Below are 16,927 nucleotides of genomic sequence, written 5' to 3'. Positions count from 1 at the left end.
AAATTACCTAATGTTTACAATCTGAAACTATAGTATAAGTGCCTTGACCCTTAATAATATCAACCATTTTTTCTCTTTTTAAAGAAAAAACTACAATTGGGATAGAATTCTCACGAGCAAGTGAAATTGCTGATGCATCCATAACTTTTAAATCACGAGTTAGCAGATCTGTATAAGAAAGCCTATCATACATCACAGCATTCTCATTTTTTTTTGGATCGGCAGAATATACACCACTTACTTGAGTACCTTTTAAAATAACATCACAATTCATTTCAACAGCACGTAAAGCTGCAGCTGTATCCGTAGTAAAAAATGGGTTACCTGTGCCTGCTGCAAAAATGACTACTCTACCTTTCTCTAAATGATGAATAGCCTTCCTTCTTATATAAGGTTCACATATAGTAGTCATAGGTATAGCAGACAACACCCTAGAGACTATAGAGCTTTTTTCTAAAAAATTTTGCAAAATTAAAGCATTAATGACAGTACCAAGCATTCCAATATAATCACTGCTTGCTCTTTCACAGCCACTTAAAGATGCTGATGCACCACGAAAAATATTCCCACCACCAACAACAATACAAACTTGAACTCCAAGATTACAAACTTCAACTATGTCTTTGGATAGTTTATCTATAACTTCCATATCATGGCCAAATAGCTTTGATCCCATCAAAGCCTCCCCAGAGATTTTGAATAACACTCTGGGGTACTTTACTTCTGAAGTTTTGTTACTTATTTGCACCATCCAAAGTAAGTAACTTATAATTAGCTAATTTAACAGCACTTGATTCTATAAAATCAGCAATCTTCATTTTATCATCTTTTATAAACTTCTGCTCTAGTAGAACAACTTCTTCATAGTATTTAGCCATTCGTCCATCTACTATTTTTTTCGCTACCTCTTCAGGTTTATTTAAGCTCTTTACTTGCTCCTCAATTATAGAACGCTCATTGTTTAATTTTTCTTGATCTAAATCATCTATAGATAAAGCTTCAGGTTTCATAGCAACTACATGCATAGCTATTTGCTTTCCAATCTCTTGTTTATCACCAGATGATTGCAATGCTACTAAAGCACCAATCTTACCTAAGCCATGCATATCACCATGTACATAGCCAGCAATAATCCCATCCTTAGTCTCTAGGTAGCAAAGATTGCTTAACTCTAACTTCTCACCAAGAACCGATGTACCACTTATAATAGCTTCCTGTACTGTACCAACATCTTCATATTTGGCATTTTTTAACTCATCAAGACTAGTACAACGTTCTTGACAAGCAATTGATGCTAAATTTGAAACTAATGCTATGAACTTCTCATTTCTAGCAACAAAATCAGTTTCACAATTGACTTTAACCAATACACCATAATTTTTAGCCAAGCACATAGCAATAAGCCCATCTGAAGCTACTCTATCAGACTTTTTGTCAGCTTTAGCAAATCCTATTGTACGTAACCTATCAACGGCTTTCTTAATATCACCATCACACTCTTCTAACGCTTTCTTACAATCGCTTAAGCCAAGCCCTGTTCTATCGCGTAATTCCCTTATACTACTTGAATCCATCTTCATTTACTTACTATTACCTCCCTTTCTGTTTCATCCTTCATACGCTTCTTTTTAGTTTGCACAATACCCCCTTCTTTTTCTTGAATAAGCTCATCATCCTTAACTCTAGACCTTGTCAAACTAGACTCTATTCCAGCTAATATAGAATCAGCAGCTAATTTACAGTAGAGCTCTATTGATTTTCTTGAATCATCATTTCCTGATATAGGATAGGCAATATCATCTGGGTCAGAATTGGTATCAAGTACTCCAACTACAGGAATACCCAGTTTTTTAGCCTCTTTAACCGCTATATGCTCTTTGTTAGTATCAATAATGAATAAAATATCAGGAACTGCTCCCATTTCTCTAATGCCACCCAATTCTTTATCAAGCTTTTTTCTTTTCTTTTCAATATTTCCTAATTCTTTTTTTGTTAAGATACTATCTTCATCATTTAATATTTTCTCATATTGTATCAAAGTTTTTATCGAAGAAGAAACAGTGTTCCAATTAGTAAGCATACCACCAAGCCATCGATCATTTACATAATATTGACCACAACGAACCGCTTCACTTGCAACAATATCTAAAGCTTGAAATTTCGTACCAACAAATAAAATGCGACCATCTTGAGATGCAACATCGTATAAAGCTTTCATTGCCGCCTCTAACAATGGTAATGTTTTTCGTAAGTCTATTATGTGTATACGATTCTGTTGATGTACACCATATATATATGGGGCCATTTTCGCATTCCAGCGACTAACTTTATGGCCAAAATGCACACCAGATTCAGCTAAATCACGTATAGTGACTTTAGGCAAATTTGTCATATTTACTCCTCCAAATAGTTTATCCTCCATGGCATAACCCTAACGGGACTACTTGCATAAGCCATGTGTGAAATTAAGTTATTTACATAGTAATAAAAAAGACAAAAAAGCGCAAACAAAAAATATTGACAAGTAGCAACACGTTGATTAGCTTTAAGATTGCAAACGTTAAAAAGCAATGGGGGGTGTAGCTCAGTTGGTTAGAGCGCATGCCTGTCACGCATGAGGTCGTGAGTTCAAGTCTCATCACTCCCGCCATTACAGCAGAAACACCTTAAAATTCCTTAACTTTCTTATTAATTTGAATTAATTTCTTTCAGAGACTTGACATGATATTGTAATTGCTGCTTAATCTATTTAACTTTATCGTTAATAATTAGGATTAAATATGTTCATTTCTGAGGTTTTTGCGGCAGATGCGACTAACAATGTATCAGCATCTGTTGCTAGCTTTATTCCACTCATTTTAATATTTGTAGTATTTTATTTTCTCATTATTCGTCCCAATCACAAAAAACTAAAAGAACATAGAAGGATGATAGATCAAATAAAACGTGGTGATACGGTTATTACTTCTAGTGGAATAATAGGTGAAGTAAACAAAGTTGACGAAGTAAATGCACAACTAATACTAGAAATAGCACCAAAAATTGAAATAAAAATCCTAAAGTCTGCTATATCTGAAATCTTAAATAAAGAAATTCAAAAGCCAGTAGCTAAATCTATTGAAAAAAGCAAAGTTGAAAAGAATGGCAAGAAAAATAAACTAGAGGAAAGTAAAAAAGACAAAAATGCTTCATAATTTAAGAAGTGTGTGGAATATTAGGTATAGTAAGTAGCGGTGATTCAGTAATACCAACTTTACTAACCGCGTTGCAAAAATTGGAATACAGAGGTTATGACTCTTCAGGTATAGCAATTATAAATAATAGAGGTAAGATAGAAGTAAAAAAATCAGAAGGTAAAGTTGAAAGATTGTGTGAAGTTGTTCATGAGAGCAAGATATCTAGTAGCAAAGTTGGTATAGCACATACTCGTTGGGCTACACATGGAGCTCCAAATCTTAAAAATGCTCATCCCATTTATATAAATAATGTTGTTGTTGCTCATAATGGCATAATTGAAAATTACAATATATTAAAAAAGGATCTGGAGGAAAAGGGAGTATCTTTCCACACCGATACTGATACAGAAGTGATACCAAACATATTAACTTCATATCTTGATGAAGGGTTATCACCAATTGATTCTATATTACAGTGTCTAAACAATTTACAAGGTTCACTTGCTTTGGCTTTATTATTTGCAGAATATCCAGATACTTTATTTGTTGCAAAAAGAAATTTGCCTTTAGCAATAGGATATAACTGTAATAAAGTGTTTGCTGCTTCTGATACTAATACTTTGAATTCATTTGTAGAAAAAATATTGCATTTAGAAGATAATGATATTGCAGTAATAAAATCTAACGAATTCAGTATATATAATAATGGTATACAAGTTAAACGCAGAACAGAAAATAGCAGTCCAAGAAATTTTCTAATTAGTAAAAATGGTTACCCTAGCTTTATGCTAAAAGAAATTTTTGAGCAACCGTATGCATTAAACAAAACAATAAATCAATTTTATAAACAATATAAAGAAATCAACAAAGAATTATTTTCTGAACTAGGTTACATTACTATAGTTGGATGCGGTTCATCCTATTTTGCTGGACTAATAGCAAAGTGTTGGCTGGAAAGTATTGCTCAAATTCGGGTATATCTAGAAATCTCGTCAGAATTTAGGTATAGCAGCGTCAAGCTCGAAGAAGGTAGTATTGGCTTATTCATTTCTCAATCTGGTGAAACTGCAGATACTATGGAAGCACTACGTTATGCGAGATTGCAGAAACAAATGATCATTAGCATAATTAATACATTTAATAGCAGCATAGAAAAAGCCTCAGATATTGTATTGCATACTCTTGCTGGACCTGAGATTGGTGTTGCTTCGACAAAAACCTTTTCTACGCAGCTTGCAATTTTAGCATGCTTTGCTGTAGAGCTTGGAAAAATAAAAGGTATACTGGGTAGAGAGAGGATAAAGGAACTAAGCGGTGCTATTAATTCCATTCCCGAACATGTAGAGCATGTTTTGAATGTGATGGAAATACAACATATATCAGGCAGTATATTAGAGCACAATAATATAATTATAATTGGGAGAGGAAGCTCATATGGAGTTGCAATGGAAGGTGCATTGAAGATAAAAGAGCTTTCATATATCAACACAATTGGTATTGCAGCGGGAGAAATGAAGCACGGTTCTATCGCCTTGATAGACTCTACTGTACTTGTTATCGCAATTATTCCTTACGATAATTTATTCTTTAAAACGCTATCCAATATACAAGAGATTATTGCAAGAAAAGGTAAAGTAATTGCCTTTAGTGATAAGCAAGGAGCACCGCTCTTAAAGGGAATTTGCATAGATGTGGTGCAACTTCCAGAAGTTGACAATTTTGTTTCTCCAATTATCTACAGTGTTGCTATGCAATTTCTTGCTTATTCTATTGCAGAAAAAAAAGGGTTAGATGTAGATTGTCCGAGAAATTTAGCTAAATCTGTCACAGTTGAGTAACTTATTTAAAGTGAGTTGCTAATTAACAGCTCTAATTGTCAGTTATAAATTACTGAATTTTACTAATAAATTCATTGCTATCATTAGCCCTCTGCGAAAGAATATGTAACTAATGTAAGGATGAGAGAGGCTAAAATCCACGCCTCAAATTAACAAGATTTGCCATTATGGTTACCAGACACAACTTAACCTAGCAAGCAAGAATTAACTAACAGAAAAATTGAAAACTAATATCAGTCTCTTATGTAATGCTACTAATATTTTTCTAATATGTTTTCTATTCAGGAAAGTCTACATCGCCATAACAATATTTACTAGAATGAGGTCTTGTCTCATTGTAAAAACACAACCAATGATCAACGTCTATCTGAAGATCTTCTAATGAATTGTAGATTGTTTTACAAAAAAAGAGGAGTAAATGAGAGTTCAGTAACTTGATTATAGAGTTGTACTGCCTTTCCATATTTGAAGCAAGTTGTTATTCTATCTCAAACCGTAGCACAAAGTAAATATGGCAATTTACACTAAAATTTTCTGTTTATGATTTATATTATGTAAAGATACTATTTGACCTTGAGCTTTAAAGATATTATGTAATAGCATTATTTAATATGCGAGGTTTATTATGGCTAAAGTAAGTGCTGGTGAAAACTCAAAAAAGCTTAAAGATGGTAAAAATCAGCCCATATCACCAAAAAAGTTCAAAGGCAGTCAGTCTATGTCACCAAAACGGAGTCAGAATTCTGGTGAAAAGCTATGGAATGCATTAGAATCATTAGAAGAAGCAAAATCAGAGTTGAAAAAAAGAAAATTTGAAATAGAACTAAAAAAAGACACTGAAATATCAGACGAAGGAATAGAAAAAGTAGTGGAATTGGAAAGGAAAACAGAAAAAGAGATAGAAGAAATAGCAATGCCAATATCAACGTTACTACTTAAGGAAACAATAATAAAATTACAAGGAACAAAAATAATAAATTTTTTAAAAAAATTAGAAAAACAAGTAAAAGAAATGCAAGAATTATGTAAGAAACTAGAATTAAATGCTAAAATAGAAGAAGAAGATCTAAATAAGCTCGAGGATATAAAGAAAGAATCAGAAAAGTGTTGCAGAGAGTTAGTGAGCTATATGCCTAATTCAAATAATCCTAGAATGTTGTACACTGCTGTTATTGGTGTTGGTCTTGCTGTTGGGCTGGTAGCAAGTACTATACTTGAACATACAACTAGACTAAGTATATTAGCAATAATTGGCATAGCTACAGCATCTGCACTCGTAGCTGGTGGTGCTACATATGAAGCACTAAGACCTAATACTAAAATAGATGAATCAAAAGAAGTCCAAATAAAGAGTTCTCATCACTCACTTTCCTAATCACACTTTAATTCAAACTTTATCAGTTTTATTCAAGTTGCTTCTAAAAGGAGAATATCAATGGTGTTCTCCTTACTGATTTGGTTAAAATGCAGAAAACGCCTATGTCAAAATTTACACAGATGTTAAGTGCTGCCACTAATTCCCAGTTAGTACAATTTGTGTATCTTATTGACATATTTAATTTATTCTGTTACAATTTTTAGTAATTAGGTTGGGGTAAAACAATGAAGAGTTTTAAATGGCTACTTAATCAAGTCAGACTTTCATGGATTAGCTTAATATCAAAAGTAAAGAGCTTTTTTCAAACTAACGATACACATCATCAAACAACTGCTAGCAATGGAAATGATCATACAAGAAAAATAAGTGTAGAAAATACAATAGAGGAGAAAGTTAATGAAGAGGATGTATGGTATGATTCTCTGAAAGAACAAGAGCCAGGTGAAAAAGAAAGAGATCTGGATGAAGAAGAATTTTTTGATGCTATTGAAAATTTGGATGAAGAGGAAGTGAGTGCTAACATAGAAGGAAAAGAGTATGAAAAAAATAAGTACTATAGTCTACAAGATGGTCTACAAGAAAAAAATGAATTTGATCACACAACGCACACTCTTACACTTGCTTTTGAAATTGAAAAGCCATTTCCAGACTCTGACCTTAGTAAATTTAAGTTATGCGAACTTAAGCAAAATGGTGATAAATATACGTTTATCTTAGAAAATGATCAGAAAAGTCGAATAGAATTACACTCTGAATATCTCAATATTTATTTTCCTAAGTATTTTGAGAAACACAGTAAAAAAGGAGCATACACTGAACTTTTTTCTCAAGAAGAAAATGGAATTAGCAATGATATTATCATCCCATTAGAAGTTCCAAAAGAGGTAGGGATACTTACTGAAAAATTCGGTCGGATGAACTTCATAAAAGCAAATATACAATCTCAAATACCAGATTTTCCGGGAGATATAAATCTAAAAGATTGTAAAGATCATGTAAACTTCTATCTTAATTCAAATAATACTATATCTCTTTTTCTAACGTCAGCACCGATAAAATTTGCAGCTAAATTATCAGGTACTCCAACAGAAACAAACTGGCCAATAAAGGATATTCTAGTCAGAGGTAGTTTTATTAATCAGCATATTCCTAGAGTTGAAGAAGCTTATATTGATAAGCATTCTATAGTTGAAGAAGCTTTTGAAGTAGTTAACGTAGAATGTGCATCAGAGCTGAAGATTTCTCAACCTAGCATATAGCCTTATATTCTTTCATCAGCATGATATAATTTTGTGCAGATTGTGTAATATGTTTTATTTCCTCATCTGACATTTTTTTGAAGAATTGTGCTGGCCTGCCAGCCCATACTTCACCACTTTTTATCACTTTTCCATGTGTCACCAGTGAGCCAGCAGCTACCATAGCTCCAGACTCCACAATCGCATGATCCATTATGATAGAGCCCATACCAATAAATGCTTTATCATGCACCGTGCATGCGTGTAATACGCAAAAATGTCCTACCGTCACCATACTACCAATAATCGTATCACCACCTGGGTTTCTATCTACATGAATTACAGTGCCATCTTGAATATTCGTTCCATCGCCTATTTTGATTGATCCAACATCTCCTCTGATCACACAATTAAACCAGATACTCGCATTCCTTCCTATTTCAACGTTACCTATGATACGCACACCATCTGCGATAAAAGAACTTTCATCCATTTTTGGTTCATAATCTTTGTATTTTAAAATTTGATAGCTCATAATTTAAATAAGGTTTAATACATACTTGGGTTCCAGTAGTCAAGTTACTCGGGTAAAGATATTCTTGACTTATGATCCTTATGCTCCTAAAATCTTTATTTTTAGCTCTATTCATAATGTCAGTAACAGTACTTAGTGTACTTCAAATAATATTAGTTGTTGTATTGGTAATTTTAGTGCTCCTGCAGCCACCTGGAAGTAGTTCATTAAGTGGCTTTAGTAATTCACAACAGGGAATGAATTCAATAATTCCGGTAAAGTCTTCTGAAAATCCACTCAGTAGAATAACTTCTATAGTTGCTGGGCTGTTCATTATAAATACACTGTTACTATCAGGATTATGTTCAAAAGATGTACATAAAAAATCAATTGCAGAGAAGATTATATCAGAAAAGAAGCAAGAAGGCCAATCAACTTCTGTTCCATTTGAAAATTAATGAAAGAAACCAAGTTTATCTTTGTTACAGGTGGAGTTGTTTCATCACTTGGTAAGGGTTTAGTTGCTTCAAGTGTGGGAGCACTTCTTCAAGCTCATGGATTCAATGTTCGCATCAGAAAGCTTGACCCATATCTCAACATTGATCCTGGAACAATGAGCCCAGCTCAGCACGGGGAAGTATTTGTTACTGAGGATGGTGCTGAAACTGATTTAGACCTTGGACATTACGAGCGTTTTACTAAAATTAAAGCAACCAAGGACGACAATATAACAACTGGTAAAGTATATAATAAATTATTAAAGAAGGAAAGGTGTGGTGATTATCTAGGCAAAACTGTGCAAATCATTCCTCATGTGACAGATTTAATCAAATCTTTCATTTTTAATGGTACAGAAGATTTAGATTTTGTAATATGCGAAATAGGCGGAACCGTAGGTGATATTGAAAGCCAACCGTTTTTGGAAGCTATACGCCAAGTTAATTATAAACTAGGAAAGCAAAAAGTTATCCTTATTCACTTAACTTTAATACCATATCTCACTGCAGCACAAGAATTAAAGACAAAACCGACACAGCATTCAGTTCGAGAGTTAAACTCTGCGGGGTTACAACCAGATATTATATTATGTCGCAGTGAAAAAGAAATTTCCGATAATCAAAAAGAAAAGATAGCCAATCTTTGCAATGTTTCTTTATCTAACGTAATACCTGCTCCTGATGTAAACCATATATACGAGTTACCGTCCTTGTATAATCAATGTGGGCTCGGGGCACAAATTTTGGATCACTTTCACTTAAGTAAGCCAAAACCAAGCTTACCTGAATGGGACCAAATAGTACACTCTATGAAACATCCAACACAAGAAGTTATCGTTTCCATAGTAGGAAAATATACTGAATTTCCTGACGCATATAAATCACTGATTGAAGCATTAAACCATGGTGCAATTAGTAATAAAGCTAGAGTGAAGATAAATTGGGTCAACTCAAGAGAAGAGAATGGAAAATCTATAGATGCAAAGTTTATCAGAGAAAAATTACAAAGCTCTAATTCAGTCCTTGTTCCAGGAGGATTTGGTGATAATGGAATAGAAGGTAAAATATTAGCAATAAACTATGCCCGTGTAAATAACATTCCTTTTTTAGGAATATGTCTTGGTATGCAGCTTGCAGTGATTGAATTTGCTCGTAACGTTATTAAGCTTGAAGATGTACACTCTGAAGAATTTTATACTTGCAAACACCCAATCATCAAGCTCGCTGATGGTAAGAACGTTGATCTTGGTGGAACCATGAGACTTGGAACATACAAGTGTAATGTAAATCCAAATTCAAAAATGGCAAATGTGTATAGTAGTGTCACTATTTCAGAAAGACACAGACACAGATATATAGTTAATTTAGATTATAAAAATAACTTAGAAGAGAATGGAATGATATGCAGTGGTATATCAGAAGATAAAACATGCATAGAGGCAGTGGAGCTAAAAAATCACTCATGGTTTATTGGTGTGCAATTTCATCCAGAATTTCAATCAAGACCATTTTCTCCTCATCCTCTCTTTACATCATTTATTAAGGCAACTATTGACAATAGAGTTTAATAGAACTTAATAAACTCTATTCTAATAGAGAGGTAAAAATGTTACTAAGAAATAGTAAAGATAGCATTACATATGGATCTGCGACCTTCGAGGAATTGAATAGGCATGTAGAACAAATAATATATAAATTAGAGGAGGATCAAATTATAGAGGATATAATGGAAGAAGTAGTTGTAGCTATAAACGAACTAAAATCGGTAGAAGAAATAAAAAAATATTTAAAGCGAGAAATAGATAGCCTTGTAAAAAGGACAATAGTCCTTAGTGAATTCTATAACCTAGAAAAAATAGAAAAGCCAAGAAAAGAAAATTATATTTACCCAAGCACCTAATGTTTAAGTACCAATACATGGAACTTGCCATAGAGCAAGCAAAACTTGCTCAGAAAGATGGCGAAGTGCCAATAGGCGCTGTAATAGTTAATGGAAACAATATCATCTCCTCTGCACACAATATATCTAATGATCCAACTGCACATGCAGAAATGTTAACAATTAGACAAGCATTTTCAACTTCCACGCTTTATGAAGCTGAAATGTACGTAACGTTAGAGCCGTGCCCGATGTGCGCTCAAGCTATCTCTTTTGCAAAAATTAAACGTCTGTACTTCGGGGCTTACAATCCCAAAGGTGGAGGAGTTGAAAACGGCACTAGAATATTTCAATTCTGTAACCACATACCTGAAGTTTATGGTGGAATATTAGAAACAAAATGTTCTCTTTTATTAAAAGATTTCTTTGAGAAATTGAGAACTTAGGGGAGTGGTTTAAGAAATGATAGATAGGAGATTATGAAAAGGGTTTAGCCGCATGGAAGTGGGATGAAAAGAAGCACTGGTTTCACATGCGTCTGAACAGACAGCATTTTAAATTTGTCCTGTGCAATGTTTGTACAGTTGCGATAAAAATTACTTGACAAATTTTGACAGCTTTGTTACTTTGATAGTGAAGATATTCTAGAGCTCGAAATCTATCTTCGTCTGCAGACTTTTCAACTTCATTAATTTATAATCTCTAGTTAAAGTATATTGTACTTATGTATAGATAACTTCTATCATAGCTATATACATTTTTCTGAGTTTTTTTGTATTACTTAGGAGGATCATCATGTTTAAAATCATGGATTACGCATATCATTGACATAAATGCCTTAAAAGGACAGATGGTACCTACGTCCTCTTTATATAGATTATGTATTTGTTCAGATACGACTAAATTGTGTCTAGTGTAGAAAAAATTAGACAAATTCAGCCTTATATAGAACCAAATTCAACGGAAGTAGAATTATCCTCATTTCCATAATAGTAAGGATTTGCTTCTTGCGTATTATTAACAGCAGTTTTTAATAGTACTTCCTTATCACTATCCCATGCAACTTTCTCCATAATTGCATTATAATCTTTACACTTTTGATCATTTCCACAGTCCCTGATTTTACCATTAAGCTTTAGATAAGGCTTTAATGAATTATAGTGTACTTGAGTATTATTGCCCTCTTTATCTATCATATTCCCTGCGTTATTAACAATTATCAATGGTGCAACTTGTTTCGCTTTCACAATATTTGCTCCACCGGGGTCTTTGATGAGATCAGGACATGATTCTCTAGAAAAAAAATTCTTGTTTAATTCTTTATTATCATAATCAGTGCCAAACTGGCAGAAACTCTTAACCTTCTCGTCCTGACAAGCTAACTCTAGTGGACTATCAATACATTTAAGACATTTCGTATTACTAAAGTTGGCTGCTGAACTAATATTATCAGTAAAGGCAAATTTAAAATTTACTGCACCATAAACACCCTCTGATCCCTTTTCTATATATGGCACAATTTTAGAATTACTATACATCTCAGGATAGAGTTCTTTTAATAAATCAGATGTATTAAAACCTTGACAACCTATCTTATTATTCGATTTATACAAAGTAGCCTTAGGCCCACAAATTTCTGGCAGGCTAAGATCTGGTGTTATTTCTCGAGATGTAATTTCTCCACTTTCATTCCCTCCTTCATTGGTAACATGTTTGCCTCTATCATTTTCATCCTCTCCCCTAATACTAGGTTTATCTTTATCAGTGCGATCGTCCTCATTGGTAACATGTTTGCCTCTATCATTTTCATCCTCTCCCCTAATACTAGGTTTATCTTTACCGATTCTTTTCTCATTTTTACATTCTTCAGCTGCTTTTTTATACCACTCAGTCTCTGCTTTTGCCATGTTAATTTTACACTTTAAAAGTTCTTCTTTTACTTCTTCAATCTTACTCTGCATCACTTCTTCTTTCTCCTGTTCAATTTTGTACCTCAAAATTTCCTCTTTTGCTAGTTTAGCTTCTAATTTTGCTTGTTCAGCTTCTGCTTTAATATCATCACATTTTTCCTGATTAATTGCCTGTCCACCGTTTTCTTTCATCTTCTCAGCATTTTTTTTACACTGTATTAACTCATTTTTTGTTGCCTCAGCTTCATTCTTAGTTTGTTCTACCTTCTCTCTTTCTTCTTGAAACTGTAATTTTAACTTATCAACTTCTGCTTTTGCTTCATTCTTAGTTTGTTCTACCTTCCCTTTCTCTTCTTGAACCTGTAATTTTAACTCATCAACTTCTGCTTTTGCTGCCTCAGCTTCATTCTTAGTTTGTTCTACCTTCCCTTTCTCTTCTTGAATCTGTAATTTTAACTCATCAACTTCTGCTTTTGCTGCCTCAGCTTCATTCTTAGTTTGTTCTACCTTCCCTTTCTCTTCTTGAATCTGTAATTTTAACTCATCAACTTCTGCTTTTGCTGCCTCAGCTTCATTCTTAGTTTGTTCTACCTTCCCTTTCTCTTCTTGAATCTGTAATTTTAACTCATCAACTTCTGCTTTTGCTTCATTCTTAGTTTGTTCTACCTTCTCTCTTTCTTCTTGAACCTGTAATTTTAACTTATCAACTTCTGCTTTTGCTTCATTCTTAGTTTGTTCTACCTTCTCTCTTTCTTCTTGAACCTGTAATTTTAACTTATCAACTTTTGCCTCAGCTTCATTCTTAGTTTGTTCTACCTTCTCTCTTTCTTCTTGAACCTGTGACTTTAATTCACTAGCTTCTGCTTCTAATTTTGTAATTTCTCTTTGTGATTCCACAGCATCTTTTTTACACTGTATTAACTTATCTTTTGCCTTCTTAGTTTCATCTCTACAGTCACGAAGTAAATCTTCTTCTGATTTATCATCCTCTTTTTCCGCAACCTGATCTCCTAGATTTTCGACTTGCTCACCCTCTTCACCATAAAAAAGTTTGTTGGCATATAAATTACTATTATTAACTTGATCGCTATAGATATTGTTTGACATTGTGACCTCCTATATAGTCAAAACTGGAATTAAATTAGAGTATAAAAGCTAGGAATTCAACATGGGTAAAAGAAACCACAGCTCAGGAAATCTCAGGTTAACTCAGAAATTATTATAAGCCAAAATGATTAAAAATTTTATAACTTATATCTTAGATCTAGCATGATAACCAACAATTATTCAATTTCCACCTTACTCACCAGCTTGACACAGTCCATCTTTATTCATTAGAGAGCCGTGATTCCTCTACTCTCCAATGATTAATCACTTGTCAGTTTTGAGTGTAGTAGTTGATAGCCTGTACGTAAATACGTTGCTTTTGTCCTTTAGAAATTTTTAGTCTACTATCTTTATCCAGAAAAAAATTGTAAAATTTCTATAGTTATGGTATAATTGTAAATACCGCTTGCCAATAAGCTGAGTATAAAAATGCCGTTCGGACAAATCATTACATATAGCACGATATTACTTGCTATAATTGCAGTATCTCTCTTTTTGAGAAAAATATACAAAAATCATATTAGGAAAATTATATTTCCTCTAAAAGTTCTCAAAGAAGAGTGGGAAGAAAATAGAAGATTTAATGAATTGTATCAAAAAAATAAGCAAAAAGAGTTGATGAAACAACAGGAAATGCTAAGGGAGAAACAAAAGAATATGCAAGTTTACAAAGAAGATCTAGAAATAGTTGATATAGCAAAACCGTTAGGCAAATGGACAAAGATGGTTATGATGGGTAATAGTTTAATGAAACATTTTGCACAATTGATACACAGAGAAGGTGATAAGAAAGGATTTTGGGAGCTATTTATAAAAGCTCAGTCTTCAACTAAGGGTAAATATAAAGGAAAAGGCAGATAATCCATGCTTGAATGTAAAAATCTATCCTGTGCTCGTAATAACAAAGTATTATTTAAAAACCTCAATTTTAAAGCTGAGCCAAAATCAAAAATCTTAATCACTGGTCCAAATGGTAGCGGCAAAACCAGCTTAATCAGAAGTTTATCTGGACTCTTACCGCCAGTATCAGGCAATATAAGATACTACGGAAAAGACATATATGATGATCCAAAATCCTTTATATCTTCCATGGTTTACGTAGGACATAAAAACGCCTGTAAAGATAGCTTAACAATTGGTGAAAACATAGAATTCTGGGCAAGAATACGGAACACTAGAGAATCAGTTATGGCAGCTGCTTATTGTTTAGAGTTGCAACCTGTATTTAACATTAGATATGGTGAACTTTCTGCAGGCTGGAAAAGAAGAGTTGCGCTTGCCCGCCTTTTAATTTCTAATGCAAATATCTGGCTGATAGATGAACCTTTCTGTAATCTTGATAGCACAACATGTGAATTAGTATTGAACCTAATCTCAATACGCTCTGAGCAGAACGGTACAGTAATTATTACAGGACATAGCTCTACAGAACAATTGTTTGACTTCAAGACAATCGACATACGTGATTTTAACAGACCTCTTGTATAATTTTTGGCCTTATTGTACTTACATCAATAATTTATTATCACATTTAATATTACGCATTAAAATTAACTCATCTCTTTCAAAGGCTCTATATTAAAAATCGAAAGTCCAGAAGCAATGACGTGTGCTAAGGCTTGGACGAGAAACATTCTTGCAGCGGTGAGATTTAAGTTATTCTCCAGTATAAACCTCATATTTAAATCACTTTTGCCATATCCCCATAAAACGTGAAACGCTTCTGCAACTTCAAGTAAGTAGAAAGTAATTCTATGTGGCTCACAAAGCCTTGCAGATATTTCTACCACATCTGGCCACTTTGCTAAGGTTTTTATGAGGAATAGCTCCCCATCTGTCTTTAAAAGTGAAGGGTCTGCTGTTGGGAGCTCTTTTGGAGCATTACGCATTAACGAATGAGCACGGGCGTGCGCATATTGCACATAAAAAATAGGGTTGTCTTTTGACTGTTCTTTAACTTTAGCAAAATCAAAGTCCAAGACCATATCATTCTTGCGTGTTAACATTATAAAACGAGTTATATCCCTGCCAACCTCTTCCACTACATCCCTAGCTGTAAGAAAATTTCCTGATCTTTTGGACATCTTAACAGGTTTTTCATTCTCGAAAAAATTCACAATATTATGCAGTTTTACCTCTATTTTTGCTTGATCATCACTGAGCGCAGAGACAACTGCTCTAAGCCTTTTAATATAACCGCCATGGTCACTGCCGAGCTCTACGATCATATTGTTAAAACCACGTGATATCTTATCAAAATGGTAAGCAATATCCGATGCAAAATAAGTCCAGCTACCATCCTCTTTTTTTAGTGCGCGGTCAACATCATCACCAAATTTTGTAGAGCAAAATAACATTTCTTTTCTGGAAATCCAACTTTCACTTTCTTTGCCTTTTGGTTTCTCCAGGTACCCTTCATACACTAGACCCTTATCAGATAATATCTTTATACTCTCTTCGATTTTGCCATTTTTTTGTAGCTCATACTCTGAAGTAAAGACATCATGACTTACTCCAAGTAAGTTCATGTCTTCCTTTATTATCTCTAAAATGGAACTTAAAGTATATTCTCTAATTACTCGATTATCTTCCTCTTCTCTAAGCTCCTTGCCATATTTTTTGGCCAGCCCATTCCCTATCAGTTTTAAATATTCACCTGGGTATAAACCTTTTTCGATGCTAATTTTCTCTCCCAGAACTTCCTTATACCGCAAATATACTGACTTTATTAGTGTATCTATCTGCGCTCCAGCGTCATTAATGTAGTACTCCTTAGTAACATTATAGCCAACTTTCTTTAGTAAATTTGCTAAAACATCACCAAACACTGCCCCTCTTGCATGACCAATATGCAGAGGACCTGTTGGATTTGCCGATACAAATTCAACATTGACAGCTTGATTATTTCCAATATTTAGAGTGCCAAACTCTGTTTTTAGCTCATTTATTTGTTTTAAAATCCCATGCCATACTTCCATTTTCAAGTGCATATTGATGAACCCAGGACCTGCTATTTCCACTTTTGCAACTTCATCAAAAAGTTCAAACTCTTTAGCTAAAACCTCTGCGATTTCAATAGGATTCTTCTTTTCATGTTTTGCAAGCACCATAGCAACATTTGTATAGATATCACCATGTGCTCTATTGCTCGGAGGTTCTACAATAAAGTTTGTTGCATTCGTACTTATAACACCCCTTTGCTTCAACTCATTTAATTTACTAAAGATTAGAGAGGCAACCTGCTTGAAAATGTTCATTAACTAAAAAGCTATAAAATCTGTAGCAGTATAGCGAATAAGTGGGGGAAGTTGAAGTTATGATTTTCTCTCCACTCTTTGTTTGATGTAAGGCAACCTTTTCTGGGTCTTTTGAAACCCAGAAAAACTATAG

At 33.7% G+C, this 16,927-nt stretch carries 16 protein-coding genes, 1 tRNA gene and 1 pseudogene; 11 read left to right on the top strand and 7 right to left on the bottom strand.

From position 1 onward, the window contains the following. Positions 1–7 precede the first annotated feature (7 nt). Genes pyrH through rpsB form a run of 3 tightly spaced genes read right to left on the bottom strand, consistent with a single transcriptional unit; the run spans position 8 to position 2,392 of the window. Positions 8–751, bottom strand: a complete 744-nt coding sequence (gene pyrH, locus ABWU35_RS03760) for a UMP kinase (RefSeq protein ID WP_010407219.1) — start codon at positions 749–751, stop codon at positions 8–10. Beyond that, on the bottom strand, positions 735–1,580 hold the full coding sequence (gene tsf, locus ABWU35_RS03755) for a translation elongation factor Ts (protein WP_007302599.1): 846 nt from the start codon (positions 1,578–1,580) through the stop codon (positions 735–737). Before tsf ends, pyrH begins: the two co-directional genes overlap by 17 nt. Beyond that, a complete protein-coding gene (gene rpsB, locus ABWU35_RS03750) occupies positions 1,577–2,392 on the bottom strand; it encodes a 30S ribosomal protein S2 (protein ID WP_012482019.1) in 816 nt (271 codons plus the stop codon). The genes tsf and rpsB overlap by 4 nt, the downstream gene beginning before the upstream one ends. 181 nt (positions 2,393–2,573) lie before the next feature. Here rpsB and ABWU35_RS03745 point away from each other — a divergent pair. The 3 genes from ABWU35_RS03745 to glmS all read left to right on the top strand — a co-directional run bounded on the left by ABWU35_RS03745 (position 2,574) and on the right by glmS (position 5,014). Next, a tRNA-Asp gene (locus tag ABWU35_RS03745) sits at positions 2,574–2,650 on the top strand. A 130-nt stretch (positions 2,651–2,780) separates the two neighbouring features. Beyond that, positions 2,781–3,194: a preprotein translocase subunit YajC gene (gene yajC / locus ABWU35_RS03740; protein WP_006012489.1), complete on the top strand. Its 414-nt coding sequence runs from the start codon at positions 2,781–2,783 to the stop codon at positions 3,192–3,194. Between the two features lie 8 nt (positions 3,195–3,202). Further along, the gene (gene glmS, locus ABWU35_RS03735; protein ID WP_007302597.1) at positions 3,203–5,014 is read left to right on the top strand and encodes a glutamine--fructose-6-phosphate transaminase (isomerizing); all 1,812 of its coding nucleotides are present in this window, start codon (positions 3,203–3,205) and stop codon (positions 5,012–5,014) included. Between the two features lie 298 nt (positions 5,015–5,312). Here the strand turns inward: glmS and ABWU35_RS06135 are convergent. Continuing rightward, a pseudogene (locus tag ABWU35_RS06135) lies at positions 5,313–5,426 on the bottom strand (IS481 family transposase); the annotation flags it as partial. 213 nt (positions 5,427–5,639) lie between these two features. On the opposite strand from ABWU35_RS06135, the gene ABWU35_RS03730 reads away from it, so the two are divergent. Continuing rightward, complete coding sequence (locus ABWU35_RS03730) at positions 5,640–6,389, top strand: hypothetical protein (RefSeq protein WP_007302596.1); 750 nt, start codon at positions 5,640–5,642, stop codon at positions 6,387–6,389. Between the two features lie 227 nt (positions 6,390–6,616). Next, a complete protein-coding gene (locus ABWU35_RS03725; RefSeq protein ID WP_007302595.1) occupies positions 6,617–7,651 on the top strand; it encodes a hypothetical protein in 1,035 nt (344 codons plus the stop codon). Here ABWU35_RS03725 and ABWU35_RS03720 read toward each other — a convergent pair. Further along, entirely contained in the window at positions 7,641–8,165 is a 525-nt protein-coding gene (locus ABWU35_RS03720; protein ID WP_007302594.1) for a gamma carbonic anhydrase family protein, read from the bottom strand. The genes ABWU35_RS03725 and ABWU35_RS03720 overlap by 11 nt on opposite strands. Positions 8,166–8,281: 116 nt before the next feature. On the opposite strand from ABWU35_RS03720, the gene secG reads away from it, so the two are divergent. The 4 genes from secG to ABWU35_RS03700 are packed head-to-tail and all read left to right on the top strand — an operon-like array spanning position 8,282 to position 10,966. Continuing rightward, positions 8,282–8,602 (top strand): preprotein translocase subunit SecG, encoded by a 321-nt coding sequence (secG, locus tag ABWU35_RS03715; protein ID WP_007302593.1) that lies wholly within the window; start codon positions 8,282–8,284, stop codon positions 8,600–8,602. After that, the gene (locus tag ABWU35_RS03710; RefSeq protein WP_007302592.1) at positions 8,602–10,209 is read left to right on the top strand and encodes a CTP synthase; all 1,608 of its coding nucleotides are present in this window, start codon (positions 8,602–8,604) and stop codon (positions 10,207–10,209) included. The genes secG and ABWU35_RS03710 overlap by 1 nt, the downstream gene beginning before the upstream one ends. Before the next feature lie 38 nt (positions 10,210–10,247). Beyond that, positions 10,248–10,541, top strand: coding sequence for a hypothetical protein (locus ABWU35_RS03705; protein WP_007302591.1), 294 nt, complete (start codon positions 10,248–10,250; stop codon positions 10,539–10,541). A 17-nt stretch (positions 10,542–10,558) separates the two neighbouring features. Continuing rightward, on the top strand, positions 10,559–10,966 hold the full coding sequence (locus ABWU35_RS03700; protein ID WP_010404879.1) for a nucleoside deaminase: 408 nt from the start codon (positions 10,559–10,561) through the stop codon (positions 10,964–10,966). 495 nt (positions 10,967–11,461) lie between these two features. Here the strand turns inward: ABWU35_RS03700 and ABWU35_RS03695 are convergent, their stop codons facing one another. Next, positions 11,462–13,537, bottom strand: a complete 2,076-nt coding sequence (locus ABWU35_RS03695) for a hypothetical protein (RefSeq protein WP_265028079.1) — start codon at positions 13,535–13,537, stop codon at positions 11,462–11,464. Between the two features lie 429 nt (positions 13,538–13,966). Here ABWU35_RS03695 and ABWU35_RS03690 point away from each other — a divergent pair, with 429 nt between their 5' ends. Both ABWU35_RS03690 and ccmA read left to right on the top strand, forming a co-directional pair. Then, on the top strand, positions 13,967–14,398 hold the full coding sequence (locus tag ABWU35_RS03690) for a hypothetical protein (RefSeq protein ID WP_052265043.1): 432 nt from the start codon (positions 13,967–13,969) through the stop codon (positions 14,396–14,398). Between the two features lie 3 nt (positions 14,399–14,401). Next, complete coding sequence (ccmA, locus tag ABWU35_RS03685; protein WP_264685491.1) at positions 14,402–15,025, top strand: heme ABC exporter ATP-binding protein CcmA; 624 nt, start codon at positions 14,402–14,404, stop codon at positions 15,023–15,025. A 62-nt stretch (positions 15,026–15,087) separates the two neighbouring features. Here the strand turns inward: ccmA and argS are convergent, their stop codons facing one another. After that, positions 15,088–16,794 carry an arginine--tRNA ligase gene (argS, locus tag ABWU35_RS03680; RefSeq protein WP_264685492.1) on the bottom strand — a complete coding sequence of 569 codons (1,707 nt, stop codon included), beginning with the start codon at positions 16,792–16,794 and terminating at the stop codon, positions 15,088–15,090. Between the last annotated feature and the right edge of the window lie 133 nt (positions 16,795–16,927).

Origin of the sequence: Wolbachia endosymbiont (group B) of Xylocampa areola (assembly GCF_964028205.1) — a bacterium.
Taxonomy (GTDB): domain Bacteria; phylum Pseudomonadota; class Alphaproteobacteria; order Rickettsiales; family Anaplasmataceae; genus Wolbachia.
This window is presented reverse-complemented; position numbering and strand designations above follow the sequence as displayed.